The organism is Sulfuriflexus sp., from assembly GCF_032250955.1.
Classification (GTDB): Bacteria; Pseudomonadota; Gammaproteobacteria; order AKS1; family AKS1; genus Sulfuriflexus.
Map to the genome: position 1 here is coordinate 1 of NZ_JAVVES010000024.1, position 19,644 is coordinate 19,644.

19 protein-coding genes are annotated in these 19,644 nt (G+C 56.5%); 6 read left to right on the forward strand and 13 right to left on the reverse strand.

Annotated features, from left to right (window positions below):
• The 4 genes from RQ738_RS06200 to RQ738_RS06215 all read left to right on the forward strand — a co-directional run.
• Positions 1 to 221 (forward strand): IS3 family transposase (locus tag RQ738_RS06200; RefSeq protein ID WP_314162851.1); only part of this gene is annotated, 221 nt, incomplete at its 5' end.
• Positions 222 to 566: 345 nt separating this feature from the next.
• Positions 567 to 1,481 carry a phosphate ABC transporter substrate-binding protein gene (locus RQ738_RS06205; RefSeq protein ID WP_314162852.1) on the forward strand — a complete coding sequence of 305 codons (915 nt, stop codon included), beginning with the start codon at positions 567 to 569 and terminating at the stop codon, positions 1,479 to 1,481.
• A 172-nt stretch (positions 1,482 to 1,653) separates the two neighbouring features.
• Positions 1,654 to 2,730, forward strand: coding sequence for a 3-deoxy-7-phosphoheptulonate synthase (locus tag RQ738_RS06210; RefSeq protein ID WP_314162853.1), 1,077 nt, complete (start codon positions 1,654 to 1,656; stop codon positions 2,728 to 2,730).
• Between the two features lie 92 nt (positions 2,731 to 2,822).
• Positions 2,823 to 3,590 carry a hypothetical protein gene (locus RQ738_RS06215; RefSeq protein ID WP_314162854.1) on the forward strand — a complete coding sequence of 256 codons (768 nt, stop codon included), beginning with the start codon at positions 2,823 to 2,825 and terminating at the stop codon, positions 3,588 to 3,590.
• 370 nt (positions 3,591 to 3,960) lie between these two features.
• Here the strand turns inward: RQ738_RS06215 and RQ738_RS06220 are convergent, their stop codons facing one another.
• From RQ738_RS06220 to fnr, 12 genes are all read right to left on the reverse strand, one after another.
• Positions 3,961 to 4,569, reverse strand: a complete 609-nt coding sequence (locus RQ738_RS06220; RefSeq protein ID WP_314162855.1) for a hypothetical protein — start codon at positions 4,567 to 4,569, stop codon at positions 3,961 to 3,963.
• Between the two features lie 75 nt (positions 4,570 to 4,644).
• The gene (locus tag RQ738_RS06225) at positions 4,645 to 6,168 is read right to left on the reverse strand and encodes a 4Fe-4S binding protein (RefSeq protein ID WP_314162856.1); all 1,524 of its coding nucleotides are present in this window, start codon (positions 6,166 to 6,168) and stop codon (positions 4,645 to 4,647) included.
• A complete protein-coding gene (locus RQ738_RS06230) occupies positions 6,165 to 6,674 on the reverse strand; it encodes a hypothetical protein (RefSeq protein WP_314162857.1) in 510 nt (169 codons plus the stop codon). Before RQ738_RS06230 ends, RQ738_RS06225 begins: the two co-directional genes overlap by 4 nt.
• Before the next feature lie 410 nt (positions 6,675 to 7,084).
• Entirely contained in the window at positions 7,085 to 7,714 is a 630-nt protein-coding gene (locus RQ738_RS06235) for a 4Fe-4S dicluster domain-containing protein (RefSeq protein WP_314162858.1), read from the reverse strand.
• A complete protein-coding gene (locus tag RQ738_RS06240) occupies positions 7,711 to 8,709 on the reverse strand; it encodes a 4Fe-4S binding protein (protein WP_314162859.1) in 999 nt (332 codons plus the stop codon). Before RQ738_RS06240 ends, RQ738_RS06235 begins: the two co-directional genes overlap by 4 nt.
• 120 nt (positions 8,710 to 8,829) lie before the next feature.
• Positions 8,830 to 9,402 carry a 4Fe-4S dicluster domain-containing protein gene (locus RQ738_RS06245; RefSeq protein WP_314162860.1) on the reverse strand — a complete coding sequence of 191 codons (573 nt, stop codon included), beginning with the start codon at positions 9,400 to 9,402 and terminating at the stop codon, positions 8,830 to 8,832.
• Between the two features lie 128 nt (positions 9,403 to 9,530).
• Positions 9,531 to 12,233: a molybdopterin oxidoreductase family protein gene (locus tag RQ738_RS06250; RefSeq protein WP_314162861.1), complete on the reverse strand. Its 2,703-nt coding sequence runs from the start codon at positions 12,231 to 12,233 to the stop codon at positions 9,531 to 9,533.
• A 12-nt stretch (positions 12,234 to 12,245) separates the two neighbouring features.
• Entirely contained in the window at positions 12,246 to 12,965 is a 720-nt protein-coding gene (locus RQ738_RS06255) for a c-type cytochrome (protein ID WP_314162862.1), read from the reverse strand.
• A 180-nt stretch (positions 12,966 to 13,145) separates the two neighbouring features.
• A complete protein-coding gene (locus RQ738_RS06260) occupies positions 13,146 to 14,834 on the reverse strand; it encodes a GMC family oxidoreductase (protein ID WP_314162863.1) in 1,689 nt (562 codons plus the stop codon).
• Positions 14,831 to 15,421, reverse strand: coding sequence for a gluconate 2-dehydrogenase subunit 3 family protein (locus tag RQ738_RS06265; protein ID WP_314162864.1), 591 nt, complete (start codon positions 15,419 to 15,421; stop codon positions 14,831 to 14,833). Before RQ738_RS06265 ends, RQ738_RS06260 begins: the two co-directional genes overlap by 4 nt.
• Positions 15,414 to 15,908, reverse strand: coding sequence for a thioredoxin family protein (locus tag RQ738_RS06270; protein WP_314162865.1), 495 nt, complete (start codon positions 15,906 to 15,908; stop codon positions 15,414 to 15,416). The genes RQ738_RS06265 and RQ738_RS06270 overlap by 8 nt, the downstream gene beginning before the upstream one ends.
• Positions 15,909 to 15,979: 71 nt before the next feature.
• Positions 15,980 to 16,705 carry a fumarate/nitrate reduction transcriptional regulator Fnr gene (gene fnr / locus RQ738_RS06275; RefSeq protein WP_314162866.1) on the reverse strand — a complete coding sequence of 242 codons (726 nt, stop codon included), beginning with the start codon at positions 16,703 to 16,705 and terminating at the stop codon, positions 15,980 to 15,982.
• A gap of 189 nt (positions 16,706 to 16,894) precedes the next feature.
• Here fnr and moaA point away from each other — a divergent pair, with 189 nt between their 5' ends.
• Positions 16,895 to 17,875: a GTP 3',8-cyclase MoaA gene (gene moaA, locus RQ738_RS06280; RefSeq protein WP_314162867.1), complete on the forward strand. Its 981-nt coding sequence runs from the start codon at positions 16,895 to 16,897 to the stop codon at positions 17,873 to 17,875.
• Between the two features lie 93 nt (positions 17,876 to 17,968).
• Complete coding sequence (gene ppa, locus RQ738_RS06285; protein WP_314162868.1) at positions 17,969 to 18,517, forward strand: inorganic diphosphatase; 549 nt, start codon at positions 17,969 to 17,971, stop codon at positions 18,515 to 18,517.
• A gap of 142 nt (positions 18,518 to 18,659) precedes the next feature.
• Here ppa and RQ738_RS06290 read toward each other — a convergent pair whose 3' ends face one another.
• Positions 18,660 to 19,631, reverse strand: coding sequence for an FAD-binding oxidoreductase (locus RQ738_RS06290; RefSeq protein WP_314162869.1), 972 nt, complete (start codon positions 19,629 to 19,631; stop codon positions 18,660 to 18,662).
• Positions 19,632 to 19,644 lie beyond the last annotated feature (13 nt).

A 19,644-nucleotide genomic window follows, 5' to 3' on the forward strand; every position in this document is an offset into this window, starting at 1 on the left:
GTATGAGTCGCAAGGGCGAATGCCTCGATAACGCAGTGGCCGAGAGCTTCTTCGGTTCACTGAAGAACGAACTGGTACACCATGAGCACTATCGGACAAGAGCAGAAGCTAAACAAAGCCTCTTTGAGTACATCGAGGTGTTTTATAATCGGCAACGGCTCCATGCTTCGTTACAATATATGACGCCGGTGGAGTACGAAGAACGAGCTACCGGTAATTAAATCGTCCGTTTTATTGGGGGAACCTCAGCAGTGATACCTTTTTATTATTTATTATCTGCTATCGCTCATTTTATCATGCCGACCCGCCAGAACCCGTCCGTGTCCCGTAGCAGGGCAAGTCTTAGCCGGGCAGACGCTTGCGGACGGTGTGTGACGACCTTATCCGGGCCTCCAGCCCCGTCTATTACCCTTATAATTATTTTTTATTGTAGTTTTGTCCTTATCGGAGAGTATTCCGCTCAAAATACCGCTATATTTAAGTGTACTGGTTCACAGTTTCGCTAACTGAAAATAAAACCGGCATAACCAGACTGGCCGGAGAGCCAGTCATTTGGGAGGAAAACAATGACACGAATTATATTAGCTGTACTGGCCGCCAACCTGTTACTGGGCAGCAGCCTGCTACCGGCTGCTGAAGCGGCCACTAAAGAGGCCAGCAACCAGGTAACCCTTAAATGGGTGGGCTGTGGTATTTCCAAAAAGGCCTTTATGGCCGAACTCGCCGCCGCCTATGAGAAAAAGACCGGTGTGAAGATCGAGATCCAGGGTGGCGGGGCGACGCGCGGTATCCGTGAAGTTGCCGCCAATACGGCCGATCTCGGCGGAGCCTGCCGCTACAAGATCGACGGTGAGGGCAAGGAAACCAGTGCCATGCTCGAACCCGTGGCCTGGGACGCCCTCGCCGTGATTGTCCACCCCGATAACCCTGTCAACGACATCACTTTTGACCAGATCCGCGGTCTTTACCTGGGCAAGATCACCAACTGGAAGCAGCTCGGTGGCAATGATGCGCCGATTCGCCTGCTCGCCCGCAAGGGCAAGATCTCCGGCGTAGGTCGCGCCCTGCGCAAGCTCGTGTTCGCCAACTATAACCAGGAATTCAAGGCCAGCGAGTTCATGAAGTCTACCGGGCCCATCGAGGTGGCAGTGGTCAAGGACGTGAACGCCATTGCCGTGACCGGCATCAGCTCGGCCCGCAAGCGTAACGTGAAAAACCTCATGCTCGACGGCAAGGAACCCTCTTATGAGAATATCCGCGCCGGCGATTATGGCCTGTATCGTCCCCTCTACCTGGCAATGAACAAGTCCGGCAAGAATACCGAAGAGGTCGATAAGTTCATCAAGTTTGCCCACAGCTTTGAGGGCCGCACCATCATCCGCAATAACGGCACGGTGCCCTACCTCGACGCGCTGAAGCTCGTGCTCAAGCAGGTGGAACAGGAAGAGCGCGCCAATGAACGTGGCCTGTATCAGAACTGAGGATACGCCATCGAGTCAGTCAAAAAGCCCTCCCAGGAGGGCTTTTTGCTTTCCTGTGCCTGTAAAACCGCGCCGCCCATGACAGCCGGATAAAACGCGCACAGCCCGGAAAAATCCTGTAAAATGCGCGCTTTGCCGCCACCGCTATAGCGGTGGGCCGGACTGAAATCACATGACCGAACAACAGCTTAACAACATCAATGTCCTCTCCCAGGACCTGCTGCCGACCCCGGCCGAGGTCAAGCGCGCCTTGCCGCTGACCGAGACTGCCGAGCGTACCGTGCTGGCTGGCCGGGAAGTCCTGCAACGCATCCTCGACCACAAGGACCATCGTCTGTTCGTGGTGGTCGGGCCCTGCTCTATCCATGATCCGGCGGCCGCCTACGAGTATGCCGAGCGTTTGAAGAAGCTCGCCGACGAGGTCAGCGACAGCCTGTATATCGTCATGCGCGTCTATTTCGAGAAACCGCGGACCACGGTGGGCTGGAAGGGCCTCATTAATGACCCTTACATGGATGATTCCTTTCATATTGAAAAGGGATTGTACAAGGCGCGCGAGATCCTGCTGCACCTGAACGAACTCGGCCTGCCGACCGCAACCGAGGCGCTCGACCCGATTACGCCACAGTACCTTTCTGACCTGATTGCCTGGTCGGCAATTGGTGCGCGCACCACCGAATCCCAGACCCACCGGGAAATGGCAAGCGGGCTGTCGACCCCGGTCGGCTTCAAGAACGGTACGGATGGCAGCCTTGATGTCGCCATCAACGCCCTGCACTCGGTCTCGCAGCCGCACAATTTTCTCGGCATCAACCAGGATGGGCAGTGCACCGTGGTCAAGACTCGCGGCAATGCCTACGGCCATGTCGTGCTCCGTGGTGGCGGCGGCAAGCCCAATTACGAGGCAGAGCAGATTGCCCGTTGCGAGGCTGAGCTGAAGGCGAACAATCTGCCGCTGAACATTACCGTGGACTGCAGCCACGGCAATTCCAGCAAGGACCCGGCGAACCAGAACAAGGTGGTTGAGGATTGCGTACAGCAGATCCTTGCCGGTAACCAGTCTATTACCGGACTCATGCTCGAATCGAATCTCGGCTGGGGCAACCAGCCTATCCCCGCTGACCTGTCACAGCTCAAATACGGGGTCTCTGTCACCGATGCCTGCATCGACTGGGACACCACTGAGCGCCTGCTGCACCAGACCCGTGACCAGCTCAAGACCGTGCTGCCGACGCGCAATACCGGCTAAGCCGGCCCTGGCCGGCTTCCGGTTGATTTGGCAGGTTTGCCTTACCCGCGTATGATTTCCGGCGTCGACACAATCCAGGAACTGACTTCGCCATGCTGCGTAAATTCCGCATTCTGATTGCCTTGCTGGTACTGCTCTTTGTCGCCAGCTCGGCGGCCCTTACCCGGTTTCGTACCACGAACTGGGATCGTACCCTGTATGTCAGTATCTACCCCATAAACGGTGACCAGAGACCGGCCACCCGCGCCTATATCAACAGTCTCAGCGAGGCCAGCTTTGCTGATATCGAACAGTACCTTGCGCGCCAGGCGCTGGCCTGGCGCGATTTGCAGCAGAAGCCTTTCGATATCAGTCTCGCGCCCGAAGTGACTGAAAAGCCGCCAATGCCGCCACAAGGTGGCAATGCCCTGCAGATCATGTACTGGAGTCTGAAAATGCGTTACTGGGCATGGACCCATAATAGCCAGCCCGGGCCCGCACCTGATATTCAACTCTACACGGTTTACTATGACCCTGCGGTATACAGTCAGGTTGGTCATTCCTTTGGCCTGCAGAAGGGCCTGGTCGGCATCGTTAATGCCTTTGCCAGTCGTGCCGAGGGTAAACGTAACAATGTCATCATTGCCCACGAGCTACTGCACACACTCGGCGCCACTGACAAGTATGACCCTGCCAACAACCAGCCGCTGTACCCGCTCGGTTTCGCCGACCCTGAGCAACAACCACTCTACCCGCAAAAACGTGCCGAACTCATGGGCGGCCGTATTCCCCTCTCGCCGCAACAGGCAAGGCAGCCCGACCATCTCAGGCAAACACTTATCGGTAACGCAACCGCTATCGAGATCGGGCTTGCTGATTAGTTTGTTTGCGACCCGCCGAAGGATTTACCGGTTTTCAGGGCGTGAATAAGACAATGTGTTATCGAGTCTAAATCCCCTCACCCTAACCCTCTCCCTGAGGGAGAGGGGATTAACGGCGAAAACGGTAAGCTTCGGACAAGGTAAACAGGTTGATTGATGCGCATGAATACATAAAATTTCATCACCCTCTAATCGGCGTTATCCCTTCTCCCACAGGGATAACCAGCGCCTTTGCTGTAGTAGTTGGACAGCTTAGGCGAATGGCTGGTTGTTCCATCAGAAGGCCAGGATGAGGGCGTGAATAAGACAATGTGTTATCGAATCTAAATCCCCTCACCCGCAGGGGGAGGGGATTAACGGGGCAGCAGTGTTATAAAGCCTCTTTCCTGTAAAGCGAGCTGATCATAACCGCGGGCGGGTCTGCAATGCAGGCCGCGCGACAAAGCCCACAGCCGCTGCACGCTGTCATGTCGATGCGGGGACGAGTGCCATCCCAGAGCAGTGCCCCGGGCACCGGGCAACTGCCCTCGCAGGCCCCGCATTCCGGACCCTGGTAGGGCAGGCATTCAGCCGTATTGATAGCGGCATGCGCCAGTTTCGGAAATGGTTGCGCGACAGCTTCCCCGGCCCCGGTTGCCTCTTTCGCTTCCGGCAGACGCAGGGCCGCTGGCTCACACGCCTTCACGCAGGGCCAGTCTTCGCAAAGGTGGCAACCACCATCAAGTACATCAAGTGCCGGCGTTTGTGCCACATCTGCGCCATAGCGGGCCGGCAGGGGGAAAAGCACTTTATGTGGACACGCCTGGATACAGGCCTCGCAACGGCTGCAGGCCAGCATAAATTCCAGTTCCGGCCGGGCCCAGGGCGGACGTATCCAGCGTGACGCGCGCGCCTCGAGCCGGGCATCTGCCTCCTCGACCACATGTTCGGCGGCCTTGCCCGCGGCACGACGGAAAAAATTGCGGCGACCTTCATCCATTACACTTCACCATTCGACTTTGTCATTTCACTCACCGCTTCCTGGTCAGCATTATCGCCAGGGCTCTTGACTGCCTTACATGCGCATGACCATGGGTTGCGCCAGCAACCAGAGATTAAAAACCGTGACCAGTAGAATAAAACCAAGCCCCGGCAGCAAGTACGCAATGCGCAGACTGTGTGCCTCATCAAGCACATCTGTGCTGCGATGTTGCAATACCTTTAACGCCAGCCAGAAACCAAAGGCGATTAGCAGTGCCTGCAAGGCGAACAATAACTGCTCCGGGATTAACGGGTTTATATGGCGCATGTGTAATTCATGGCTGCCCAGCGGCAGGGTGTCGCGACCAAGCGGGTTCATCAGCACGTCCGTGAAACCGCGACTTTCACGGATCAGGTGATTGAGGTTATGCGCAATATGATAGGTAAAGGCCAGCGGCAGGCTAATAAAGGCCAGGCGGGCAAATAACTGTTTAAAGCCGATCTTCACCGGCAACAGGCTCTGCATCAGCCGAATTAAAACCGCGTAGAGTAAAACCGGGATCAGCAATATGAGCAACATGCCGAGACTGAAACTCCATAATAATTGTCCCGAGTCACCGATAAGTTGTGCCAGCGACGACATGCCCTGCTCCCAGAACGGCATCATGGTAATACCGTGGAAGGTTGTCAGTGCCAAAAGGCCGAGCATGAACCAGGCCTCGTCCCAGTGCGGGCGGGCATGTTGAATGGCCTCTACAGCCGGGCTTCGCAAACGCCAGCTGACATTGTCATGCGGGCAACTCATGCTGCAGGCACTGCAGGCCGTGCAATAGGTGCTTTGCGTCAGGCGTCCCATCACCAGGTGAGTCGGGCAGGCCTCTATCTCTTCGGTGCCGTAGTAACATTCGAGTGTCCGGCAATCGGCACAGGTCTGTGTCGAACGCGGGCGCAATTCAACCATGGCCAGTTGCGAATAAAAGCCGATCGTGCGCCCCACCGGGCAGACGTGTTTACAAAAGGCCTTGCCTTCAAAAACGGCCAGGTAGACCGTTGCCAGCACCACCATCACCAGGGCCAGCACCGCGGTCATATAGGGATCGGTGGTCACACCCACGCCCAGTTCCAGCCAGGTCAGGCCGACAAACATGATCAGGGCCGGCCAGATATTGCGCCACCACTTCGGCACCCTCAGGCCCAGGCTGGCCTCATCGTTACGTCGCCAGAGCGTGTGCTTCACCATCCAGCCGGCCAGGTTGTCCCACGGACAAACGGCACACCAGGCCGAACCGAAGAAAAAGATCACGATGACGATCCCGGCCCACCATATCGTCCAGGTCAGGGTCGTCGCCAGGTTGCGTTCCGCGATGGGTGTGCCGAACAGGCCGGCGGCAATCACGAGCAGGAACAGGCCGGCGACGATAAACTTCAGGCAGAATAACGGCCACGGACTCGCATTAAAGAAACGCGAAACTGCGCCGAGCAGGGGAATACGGTCGACTGACATAGTCAGCCGGGTGCGGTGTTTAACGGCGGGTTGTAACAAAACCTGCAGCAAGGCGATGATCATAAGCACCGCGATCAGCCATTGCCATATCCCAGGTAGGCCGGGATGCGTCATCGTTGTGCCTTGAGGCGAAAGCGGCGCTTGCGCTGCAGAATATTAACCAGCAAGAGCACACTCACCAGTATGGCGAGGGTGACGCCTATCGGTCCGATCGAGGCCGGATCGCCAATGCGCAACGGAAAGTCGATACTATACGGTTCTCCACCTGACTCGAATTCTGCGGTAATGATGTAGTTGCCTTCTTCATTGAAGATAAACCCCTGCCGGTAAACGTTATCGTCAATCGGCTGCACCCCGAGCGTTTCTTCCTCACTGGCAAACCAGCTGTCGTCGCGCACCTTGAAAGTTACCTTGCCGACAAACGGTATGCCGTTATCAATTCGTGAGGCATACAGGTTAACGCGCCCCTGTTCATTCGGTTTGGGAAAGGCGGGAAAGGCCATGTAGGTGACAAAGTAATCGCCTATCTGGGTCTCCACCTGCATGCTCGGCGGCGTATTCGAATCGGCACTCAGGCTATAGGCCGGACGACCCAGGACATGATGGGCTTGTACGGCCAATGCACAAAGCCCGAATAAAACCATGAACAACATTGTCTGGGCCAACCTCACAACTTGTACTCCCTGATTAATACCGAGTTATTAACGCAAAGGCCGCAGAGACGCAGAGGACGCGAAAATTGATAAGGGGTCGGAGTCGGGCGGGCGTGGCGATTCGCTGGAACAACGAGCCGCGACGTTGGCGGCCAGGTCAAAGGCACCTGTAGACGGCGACTCCGACCCCGTTGCGGATTCAGGGGTCGGAGTCGCGGGGCGCGACGATTCGCTGGAACAACAAGCCGCGACATTGGCGGCCAGGTCAAAGGCACCTGTAGACAGCGACTCCGACCCCGCTGGATTACGACCCCGCTGGATTTTCTTTGCGTCACTTTGCGCCCTTTGCGGTAAAAAATTAATAACTCAAAGCATAGCTAATAACTACGCCGCCTTGTAGCCACACCATGCCTGGCGATTGTGCCTTCGCTGCGTGTCACGATCCGGATCGGCAAACTCGGTTCGGGGCAGACCTCAACACATTGACCGCAGCCGACACAGCCGTCCCTTACCGCCGGTTTGTAGATATTCGCAAACTCAAAGCTGATCGCCTCTTCACCAAGTGGGCAGATTGCCACACAGGCCCCGCAGATACCTTCGTCGACCCACGGGTAACAGGCCGCCCGGTCGATCTGGGCAATGCCCATATCGACATCACGAATCGGTGTTATTGACAAGGCATCGGTTGGGCAGACTTGCATGCACTTGTTACACAGGATGCAGGCCTTCCTTGCCGGATCAATATAAGGAGTATTCAGGCCGTCGCCACCGTCGCGTTGCGCGAACACCACGCAACGTGGCGGGCAGACTTCACCGCACAGGCCGCAACCGATGCAGGCGCGGTTAAACGCCTCGATGTCGGGCAGGGCACCGGGCAAGAGAATGTGGCGGTGCGGTTCGGCATAGACCTTCGGTGCCAGCAGGCGTGACAGGCCGTAAGGTATGACACTCGCAAAGGCCAATGCCGTGTAGGCACCGAGCGACTGCAGGAAGCGACGCCGTTTCATGACTCGCTCTTGATTTGCTGTTCGCGACGATAGTCATGCCCAAGGTGCCCCGGTCCCTGGTATGGCCCGTCTTTCAGGGCCAGTTTGAACTCAAGGGCGTCGGTCGGGCAAACCGCGATACAGGCGGTGCAGTTATTACACTCCTGACCAAAACCATCATGCAGTGGGTCGAGACCAAACTCACAGGTCACGTTACACTTCTTGCAGTCATTGCACGCACTGACCACGCGCTGAATGCGTAACAGGCGGTAGCGACCCAGCAAGGAATACAGGGCGCCACCAGGGCAGACATAACGGCAGAACCCCCGTCGCGCGACGAGTAAGTCAAACAGGATGGTGAGGATAAAAAACACGGCACCCACACCAAAGCCACCCTGCGCAATCGCATAATACAGTTCACGACCAATGATCGCCGGCGGGTAGATTGCCGCGGTCATGATGCTGCCGAGCAACATCGACAATAACAGCCCGGCCGCCAGCACCAGGTACTTGGTGCGCTTATCAAACTCCCGGTCACCCAGCGGCACGCCAGCGCGCCTTAACCAGCCCGCCAGGGTGTCGTTCAATTCATAAATAAAGGTGGCCGGACAAATCCAGCCACAAAAGACGCGGCCCAGCACGAGGGTCACGACGAGAGGGATCAGGGCCGTCAACAGGAACGGCCAATAGACCGAGATTGACGCGCTGATTTGACTCAGCACCGCCAGCGGGTCACTGACTTGCAGACCGAACAGGTTGCCTGACCAGGTCGTGCCTTTAATGGCGTCCAGCTCATGTTCGGCATCACTGACAAAAGGCGAGGTCAGCCACTCCATGCTGTCATAAATCATTTTTTCGTGCGGGAACAACAGATCATAGGCATGCGCTGCTACATAGGTCTGGTAAAGGTGCAGAAACGGCAGCAGCACCAGCATAGCAAAAATGCTCGCCAGCACCAGCCAGCGTAACTTGTTCAGGTGACGTGGCAGGTAGGATTTGACAATGTTGTTTTGCATTCCTAATCTCTTTAAAAAAATTTAACCGCTAAGGTCGCCAGGTTACGCCAGGATGCGCTTATGTATTTACTTTGCGTATCCTTGCGTCCTTAGCGGTTAATTACCAACATAAAAATATCACTAACCACGACTATGGTTCGGAATAATTCTGATAGCTTGCGGTATCTGGATGCAGGATCGTTCGCATAAGCCACAGCCAACACACTGCTCCAGCACATGCGGCTGCTCGAGGCGACCGATCCGGATCGCCACGTCAGGCAAGGGACAGGCACGGTAACAAACACCGCATGTCTTGCCCTGCCATGACAGGCACAGGGAATGATCCACCCGCGCCTTTCCCATGCTGACCTTTTCCAGGATCGGTTCAGCCTCACGGGGAATGGATGCAATCGCCCCGGTGGGGCAGACATCCCCACACTTCATGCACAGGATGCAGGCCTGCTCGCGCGGCACGATGTATGGCGTATCGAGTGACTCCAGCCCGTTCTCGGTGCCAAAGTACTTGATACACCGGTTCGGACAAATCTCGCCGCACTTGCCACAGCGAATACATTGCGCATGGAAATCGGACTCCGCCAGGGAGCCCGGTGGACGGAGAAAACGGAAGCTCGGCTGATTCGCTGCCTGTAGCCGGGACCAGCCCTGAATCAACGCGGTTCCGATTAGCGCCTGAATAAAGGTTCTGCGTTGCATGTCTGCCTTTGTCGGCCTCTGATGATTTCAGGGGCAAGAGTTTTAGTAATGTGTTATCGAATCTAAATCCCCTCACCCTGACCCTCTCCCGGAGGGAGAGGGAATTAATGGAACAGCAGTGTAAAGGTTTATACCTTTTCGATACGGCAGGCGAGCTTCTTGAAATCAACCTGTCCTGAAACGATATCCCAGACCCGGCTCGAGACACCATTCACAAGCCACTTGTTCTTCTTCGGATCGGCGCTGTCAGCCACCGACAGGTTCCATGGACTGAACATGTAACCCCGCGGCACGCTGTTGCGCGCCGGCTTGACCAGGCTACTGGTACCGACCTGGGCCCTGGCCTCATAAGCACCGCGCCGTGTCACCAGGCGCACCTTGTCGCCGTCCTTGATACCGAGTTCTCTGGCATCTTCAACATGCATCTCGACATACATCTCCGGGACCAGGCGGCGCGTGGTCGGGCTGCGATTCGATTTTGCCGTGTGAAAGTGCTCATACACCACACCGAGACCCAGCCAGTAGGGGTATTTGCCTTCCGGCACCTTGTCCCAGGTCTGGCCGCGTTCCGCTTCATCAGGCAGGTCGGGGGTGAGCCCCATGTCACGCGCCTGTTTCAGCAATGCGATATTGTCGATGGTGTACACGCCTTCCTTGTCCCCGAACTCCATCAGTTTCCTGGTGATCTCCTCCCGCCGTGAATAATCCTGCTGGCACAGTTTTATGTGCACCTTGCCGTCCTTGGTACGGAAATAACCATAGGGCCGGTTCTCCCACTTGCCCTCCTGGGCCATGAAGCGACGCTTGGTGCCGCCGCTTTTGGCTGCTTCATAGTTCGGTGCCGGCCACTGAATACCGCGCAGGTCGCGCAATTGCTCGTAGGGTGTCTTACCGTCAAGTCTTTCAACCTCGAGCAGGCCGGTCAGGTCCGTGTCTGTCCCTGCCGAGGCGGCGCACACGGCGCGGAAGATTTCCTGCGCATCGTAGAAACCGTCTTCCTGGCGCTTCCAGGGAAAGATCTTGTCGGCATCCAGACCTAGCAAGTGGGCGATTTCCTTACCCTTGTCGATCACCATGTCCATATCCGGCAGGCAGCCCGGTGGTGGTTCGGCGGCCTTCTCGACCCGGTTAATGCGGCGTTCGGAACTGATGTAGACACCGTCTACTTCGCCCCAGGTAGCAGCCGGGAAGATCACGTCGGCATACAGATTGTTCGGCGCATGCCGGTAGATCTCCTGGACAACATTAAACATCTTCATCATGGCCGGGCGGATTAGTTTATGTTGATCCGGCAAGTCAATATGCGTGGCATAGACAAAGAACATGGCCTTCACTTCACCTTTCAGTGCGCGTTCCATCATACCGATTGCATAACCCGGGTTCTTTGCGTTCATGGCCCTGACCAGGTTTTCTTCCGGGACATTCCAGTGCCGCGCCATGTGCTTGCGATGAGCGGTGTTCTTCAGTGGCTGATTGAATGGCAGGCGCCCGGTTAAGCCACCGGTGAAGCGTTCGCCCATTGCGTTCGGTTGCCCGGTCATGGAGAACGGCCCGCACCCCGGCTTGGCAAGATTGCCGGTCAGGGTCAGCAGGTTGATAATCGAGATCGTATTGTGCTGACCATGGATATGCTGGTTATAACCGATGCCCCACATAATGATGACCCCGCCATAACCTTCTTCGGCATGCTTGCCCTTGCTCCGCGCAAGACGCTTGCGGGTCGCCTCGGCAAACATACCGGCCACCTTGCGAATCAGCTCTGGTGACACATCATGGTTGGGCCCGCCCATACGGTCCTGGACCTGCTCGGGGCTGTAGTCGTTGAGCACACCATCGGTGTACTCCTTCCAGCCCGTGGTATGGGCCTTGAGGAAATCCCAGTCGATGACGTCAGGGTGATCCTTGAGCAGGACATGGGCAAGCGCATTGAGAAAACTGATATCACCATTGAGGATCGGCACATGTACCGAGTTGTCCGCGTTAATATCGGCATAGCCTTTGGAGGTACCTGTATAGCGCGGATCGACGACAACCGTCGGTATGTCTGTATTCTTTTTATGGTCAGCAATTCGCCAGAAAATAATCGGATGTGACTCGCGGGCATTATGGCCAAAGTGCATTACCATATCCGCAAGCTCAATATCTTCGTAAGCCAGTGGCGGGGTATCGGAACCGAGTGTGGCGAAGTAGCCCGTCACCGCTGAGGTCATGCACATGCGTGCATTGGCTTCGATGGTATTGGAACCCAGCACGCCCTTCATGAACAGGTTTTCGAGATACTGGCCTTCCATGGTCAGCTGCCCGGAGCCGTACAGGCCGATCGAATTACCCGTATACTTTTTGGCGAGGTGCGCGACCTTGTGCGCGGTCATATCCGAGGCTTCCTTGTAGGGCACCCGCACAAAGTGCTCTTCATCGAACGACCCTTTGGTCTTGCTGATATACTCGAGGTCGCCGTGACCGGGCTTGTTCCATTCCTCCCAGACGTCCTTACGCACGTAGGGATCGCCTTCCATGCGGTCGACATAAATAGGCTCGGCGGCCGTCAGACCCTTGATACACTGCAGGCCATAGTTGGTTGGGTGATCCTTGTCCGGGCGCATGGAAACGATCTTGCCGTTTTCGGCCTGGATGATCGTGCCACAACCAACCCCGCAATACGGACATTGGGCAATCGCGGTCTTGCGCGTACTGGCCGCCTTTTCCGGGCTGACCGGGGCCGCTTCGAGTTCCGGGTTGGCACCGACCATAAGACTGGAACCTGCCACGGTGCTGGTGATGAAGGCGCTACCCTTAAGAAAGTCACGTCGATTCATTTTGATGCGTTTCATTTTTCTGTCTCCCTAATTCTTGCTGGGCATGGTGCGCAGGTAGGCAATAATGTCGTCGATCTCACGCTCGCTCAGGTCCGCCATCGTTTCCGGTCCGGCGCCGTAAAAACCGAGCATGCGGGTATTCGAGCGGCCTTCCTTGATGGTTGTGCGGATAAAGCCATCCGAGGCCTTGCTTAAAAAACCTGCCTTGCCGATAGCGGTACCTGTCCCGCCCGCGGAATAACCGTCACCATTGGTGCCGTGGCAGGTCAGGCAAACCTGGTCAAACCAGATTTTACCGAGTCGCGGGTCACCGTGTGCTTCGGGCTGCGCATCAACCGCAGCTGAACGATCCGTCAGCACGGCATGGTCACGCAGGTAAGCGACAATCGCCAGAATATTCTTTTCCCCGAGATGGGCATACGATGGCATACCGGTACCGGGACGACCGTCCTGAATCGTACCCAGCAGAAACCTGTTGGAGGCCACGCTCAGGAATTCCTTGTTGGTCAGGGATGGCGCTGTACCCGGTTTACCTATGGCATCGGCCTGATGACAGAAGACGCAGTTCTGCTCATATAAGCGTTGCCCCTCGGCCGCCAGTTGCGGATCAATAACCGGCGGCGTTTCCGCCTCCCTGGCGACAACGGCCTTTTCCTGAATTTGTTTGGTGCTGTCAGTGGGCTTATCACAGGCCGTGATAAACAAGGCCACCACTACGAGCGCACTACGTGTAATTAAGCTGGCCATCATGCCTCCCTTTCAAGACAGTAAATGCGTGTCTTTTGGTTATTATTGCTTATTGATACATATACGCCTGTTTGCCCACGATTGCCATTGACACAGATCAACTTCACAGAAAGAATTTGGCATCGCTACCTGCAGTAAAAATCTGCCATCAATTAGCTACCGCGATGGCCGGCGACCGGTTTATGCGCGCTCGGACAGGCGCTGCATGATCTTGTCGGCGACACGGAAGGCATTCGCGTAAATGGTCCAGGTAAACGGCACACTGCCGCCGGTCGGCATGAAACTGCCATCGGTGACATAGAGGTTGTCAGCCGAGTGGACCTGGCAGTCGGCATTCAGCACCGAGGTCTTCGGGTCATGACCAAAGCGACAACCACCGGCAACCAGGTTGGCGGGCGGTGAACCGCTGACGCTGGAGCGGATATTCTCCGCCCCCATTTGCTGGAGGACCTGCTCGGCCTTGCCGGTCAGGAATTCCGCGACCTTCAAGTCATGCTCATGATAGCCGATGCGCACCCGCGCGACCGGGGTGCCCCACTTGTCCTTGACCTTCGGGTCGAGGCTGACAAAACAATCATCATTCGGCAACCAGTCACAGAAGACCTCAAAGCGCAGGGTCTGCACCGAACCCAGGGCCGACTTGATATTGTCCTGTAGCGCCTTGCCCCACACGAGTTTGTCGTCCGCATCCCACTTCTGGGCATTGGCACGCGAGAGCACGTTCGGATGCCGCAGCAGGAAATCGATGGTGCCACCTTTCACGCGCGGGCCGAGCCGGCTGTTTTCGATAAAATACCAGTCCTGCAGGCCGCGATTGACAAACGGCCCGCGGGTCTTCATGAGTGCAGCCTCTTTCTTGTCCAGCTTGCTGTACACAAAATCCCCGCTGCCCGTACTGCCGGCCGAGAAGACGAGGTTCTTGCCCACCTGGCCATGCTGGTTACCGAGACCATCGGGATGCCGTGGCCCCTTCGAGAGCAATAACAGCCGCGAGGTCTCGATGGCATGACAGGCGACGACAAACAGCTTTGCCGAAACGGTCTGCCGGTTATCATCCTGATCAAAATAGTGCGCGGCGGTAACACGTCCGTCCTGGTCACTGCCCAGGTGATAGACCTTTGCGTGCGGACGAATCTCGCAACGCCCGCTCGCGACTGCCCGGTTCAGCAGGGCCGCGCGTGAACTGCCCTTGGCGCCTGAGGAACAACCATAACTGCCACAGTAGCCGGAATATTCGCAACCGCGCCGGCCCTTGTCGGTATGCGGCAATATCGCGCGCGGCGTAGGCAGGGAATGAAATTTCAGATCCGCGCAGGCCTGGTCGATTCTTTCCGCAATCGGGTGTTCGCGGGTGGGCGGGTAGGGGAAGTCCGGCGTCGAACGCGGTTCGGCAAGGGGATGCCCGACCACGCGCCCTGAGATCCCCACTTCTGTTTCTGCCTTTGTGTAATAGGGTTCAAGGTCGGCATAACGAATCGGCCAGTCCGCCACATTCGCGCCTTCGATCTCACCGAAGCTGGCGTGCAGGTGGAAGTCTTCCGGCTTGAGGCGGTAAAAGAAACCACTCATAAAATTTGAGGCACCGCCGACACAATTGCCGTTCCAGAAGTCCCAGCCCGATTCCGCGGTCGGCGTCGCCTCCCAGCCATCGCGGCCTGTGTCCTCGATGACGTGTTGTTCATCTTGCAGCTTCGGTGTGTAGACACTGCGCCGGCAACAGGCCAGTTCGTCTTTATAGAAGTCTTCTTCCCTGAACCATGGCCCCTTCTCCAGCACCAGCACCGAGTACCCTGCTTCGGCCAGGGTTAGCGCGACCGGGCCGCCACCGGCGCCGCTGCCAACGATGCAAACATCATAGACCTTGCTCATAAGCGGTAATACACCTTGTTAGCCGGCGGTTGCGGGAAGCCCGGCTGGTGACCCAGCCACTTCCAGCCAACCCCGTTCGGGTTGCCGCCGTAAGCCGGCGACGTCAGCAGCGCTTCAATAATGTACGCCAACAAGGTAGCTATCCAGTTCTCGCCGGCGCGGCTCAAGGCTACCTTGCGCAGGGTCTTTTCCTTTTCCGCCGTAGCCAGTTCGATAAAACCCGCCGAGTACAGGTCTCTGGCGATGCCGTTCAGCCATTGCACGCCATTTTGAATAAATGCCTTTTCCGATTCTTCGATGCCGTGCAGGTCAATGACGTTTTTCAGATACTGTAGCGCGTGGATCTGACTGGCCCCGGGGGCCTCGCCAGTGGCGGGAAACAAGTGTTCCTGCACAGCGGCCAGGGTGCGCCACGGTTCCCTTGCCTGCCACGCGCTTTGTTTTTCAGCTGCTCCTGCCGGCACCGCAGCCAGCAATGGCAGGGCGGCACACGCAGCAAGGAAACGCCGCCTTGAATTCAGCTGCTGCTGCCTGGCAAGCACCGCGGCCGGAACCTGCCGGTCCCATTCGTCGAGTCTGTTACTCATGTGCGGTCATTGTGGCGTTGTTGTTTATAACCCAGAGGTCAATAAACCTGAGAAAACGACGCTTTGAATATTCACCCTCTTGCAAAAATCCGGCCGTGTCCCTTGAAGCTAATACCGAGCCATCGCTGTGCGCAATAAAAAAGTGCGGGTAGCCGGTTACTTTCGGAAACGTTGCCAGGAATTCGTGATTCGGGTTCTCGTCACTGACATTAACCTTCAGGACGACGAAATGGTCATAAAGTTTTTTCCTGACGCTTTGATTGTTGTTAATAAAAAGATCCAGCTTTTTACACCACGCGCACCAGTTGCCGCCCAGCTCAATAAGTACACGGCGCTGCGTTGCCGTTGCATTGGCAATTGCATCACGGCCATCCTGAAACGGATCACGCTCAGGGTCATAGTGCTGGCTGTAATCGGGGATACGTTCATCGGCCGCGACAACAGTTGTCGCTGCAATAAGGGCAAAACCAAAGAGAAGTGCTTTCATCACCTGCATGTGACTTTTATTCGCTCCTCATGCTTCTCATGCTCATCCAGGTCGTGAGCATATTGGGTCTGTCAGGCAGCGAGGCTTTCCAGCCCGCTGATATCGAGCAGACGAATGGTCTTGTTATCAATCTCCAGCATGCCGATTTCCTGCAGGTGGGCCAGTTGGCGACTGATGGTTTCGAAGGCCAGCCCGAGGTAATTGCCAATGTCCTGCCGCGTCATCGGCAAGCGAAGTTGATTACCGTCGAAACCACGCTTGAGCATGCGCTCGCGCAGGTTAAGCAGAAAACGCGCCAGCCGTTGCTCGGCCGAGCTGCCGCCGATCATCATGAGCATGCCCTGGTCACGACGGATCTCGCGGCTCATGATGCAGGCCAGGTCGTGTTGCAGGCTGGGCACTTCCTTTTCGAGTTGCTCAAGGGCATCGAATGGCAACTCGCAGATTTCGGTCTTCTCCAGTGCCACGGCGTTACAGCTGTGCAGGCTGGAATCGATCGCGTCGAGTCCGAGGACTTCACCTGTCAGGTGAAAACCGGTGATCTGCTCCTTGCCCTCCACAGTCAGACCGTAGGATTTGATGGCGCCATATTGCAGGGCATACAGGGAATGAAACCTGTCGCCGGTGCGATAGATATAGTCCCCCTTCTTCAGGGGCGTGCGTCTTTTCACCAGGCGGTCCATCAGGGTCAGCGCCTCACCCTCCAGCGATACCGGCAGACACAGTCGACGCACGCCACAGTCCTCACAGGCCGGCTTGACATGGAACACATTATCCGTCGATGTTGGTTTGCTCATTGCGTTTCCGATTCTGTGCTTATTCTTGCTTTGGTAACTATTGTGACCATCCCCGGCAGATAAGTATAGTGCCTAATTGACCGTATAACTCGGGGTATTTTATGCTTATTTACCTGTATTCAGCCTGTTGATGATTTGCCGGCGACGATATACTCTCCAAGACCAATCACGCCATCTGGCAGAGCCTGCATGCCCGAACTTATAGACAGTTTCAACCGCCCTATCGAATACGTCCGCCTTTCGGTGACCGATCGGTGCGATCTGCGCTGCAATTACTGCATGCCCAGGGACTTCCACGATTTCGAAGACCGGGAACATGTCCTGAGCTTCGAGGAGATAGAGCGTGTCATGGCGGCATTTGGTGAACTCGGCGTCAAGCGCATTCGCCTCACGGGAGGTGAACCGCTGGTCCGCAAGGGCCTGCCTGACCTCGCCGCCAGGCTGGCCGCTCTGCCCGGCATTGAAGACCTTTCCCTGTCCACGAATGCCGTCCGCCTCGCCAAACACGCCGAGGCTCTCGTCCGGGCCGGGGTTTCGCGCATCAATGTCAGTCTCGATACGCTTCAGCCAGCGCGCTTCAAGGCCATCACGAACGGCAGGCTGGACAAGGTGATCGACGGCCTGATGGCGGCAAAACAGTCGAGATTTCAACCCATTAAGTTAAACATGGTGGCCATGCGCGGCGTCAATGATGACGAGTTCGGGGATATGGTCGATTTCTGTCTTGAGCACGATTTTACCCTGCGCCTCATCGAGACCATGCCGCTGGGTGAAAGCGGGCTTGATGCCACGGATCACTACCTCGATCTGCAAACCGTCAAGCAGCAACTGGCCGAGCGTTATGACCTGGTGCCGGGCGTCATGGCCGGCGGTGGCCCGGCAAAATACATGCAGGTCGTCGGCACGAATATGCACATTGGTTTTATCACGCCGATCTCGCAACACTTTTGCGAAAGCTGCAACCGCGTCCGCCTGGCTGCCGATGGTACCTTGTACCTGTGTCTCGGCCAGGAAGACAAGCTTGAACTGCGCCCCTTGCTGCGCGGGGGCATCAGCGATGCCGGTCTGCGCGAGGCCATTGTTGGCGCCATCGCCCGCAAACCGGAAAAACACGAATTTCGCGAGAAACCCCTGCAAGTGGTCAGATTTATGTCCATGACAGGGGGCTAAAGCCCTGCCCGGCGGGTGTAATATTAGACAAATCTAATATAGTGGCTATAATAACCGGTCGTTTAACCAATAACCCCTGCACGGGAGCCCAGAATGAACCTCGATCGCGTCGAATCCGGCCAAAAAGTCCCAGAAGAAATTAACGTCATTATTGAGATCCCGTCTCACAGTGACCCGGTCAAGTACGAAGTCGATAAGACTACCGGCGCCATGTTCGTTGATCGCTTCATGAACACGGCCATGCATTACCCGTGCAACTATGGCTACGTGCCACACACCCTGTCGGAAGACGGCGATCCGGTCGATGTCCTCGTTATTACACCCGTGCCGTTAATCAGCGGTTCGGTTATCCAGTGTCGCCCGGTGGGTATGCTGGCGATGACCGATGAGTCCGGCCCGGATGCGAAGATCCTCGCCGTGCCGATCAACAAGCTGTGCCTGTCCTACCGTAATGTGAAGAACTGTGAGGATGTGCAGCCCATGCTGCTGGCCCAGATTGCGCATTTCTTCGAGCACTACAAGGATCTGGAAGACAGCAAGTGGGTAAAGGTTGAAGGCTGGACAGGGCCGGACGAGGCCAAGGCCGAAATCAATGCCTCTATCGAGCGTTACAATACCGCACCCGAGAAGCCGTGCTTCTAGAGTGATATTGATGATTGATGAATGATGATTGCCCCTAACCTTCGGGACGAAGGTTAGGGTACTCACAATGAACCCGCAGGGTGATGAACACGGTGTTGAATTAACGATCATCAATCATCAATCCGCATTCATCAATATCTTTTCAGTGCTCCGGTGCCGTAAAGGCATCCGCAGAGATGTCAGACATCGCCGCCCCGGCCAGATAGGCCTTCATTCTCGTTTGTTTCACCATCTCCGGGGCCCCGCACAGGAATACCCGCCAGGCCTTCAAATCCGGATGCTCGGTCAGTGCAAGATCGGCAGCGCGTCCGGCACGCATATCCGTACAGGTTTCCCCGCAACTGTGACAGGCATGGTAATGCAGATTGCCGTGTTGCTGCGCCAGTGCCGTGAGGCTGTCGTGCAAATAGAGTTCCGCCGGTTCACGTACACCGTGATACAGATGGATCGGACCAGTGTGCCCCTGGTGCAGGGCATCACGTAAAATACCAAACAGCGGTGCCAGCCCCGTACCGGTGCCGATCATGAGCAACGGCCGTTCCGGTTCGCCTTCGGTATAGATACAGTGGCCGTTTGGTCCTTCGATCTCGATATGCATGCCGACAGAAAAATTATCAATGAGCCAGTGACTCATCTGGCCCCCGGGCACGCGCCGTACATGTAACTCCAGGGATTCATCTTCTGTCGGCAGGCTCGCCAGCGAATAACTGCGCACCCAGCCGGCCTCGTTCTTCAGGTTCAGAAACTGGCCGGCGTGGTAATAAACGGGTACCGCGGTTTCCAGCCGGAAGCGCCAGACGCTCGGTGATAACTGTGTCTTTTCGACCAGCCGCGCCGACACATAGACATCTTCATCATCGGGCAGGGCCACGACGAGATCCTGTGGCGGCACACACTGGCAGGCAAGAAAGTATTTCAGGCTTTTCAGCGCGGGCTTCAGGTCCTTTTGCGAAGGTGCTGTCAGCTCACCGTGCAGACAATGCAACATGCAGGTATGACAGCTGCCGGCACAACAGGAATACGGTACCTCGATACCATGACGCAGCAGGGTATCGAGAACCGTTTCGTCAGGTGCGCACGGGTAGGTCTTACCCTGGTAAGTAATCTCAGGCAAAACAGGTGACCTT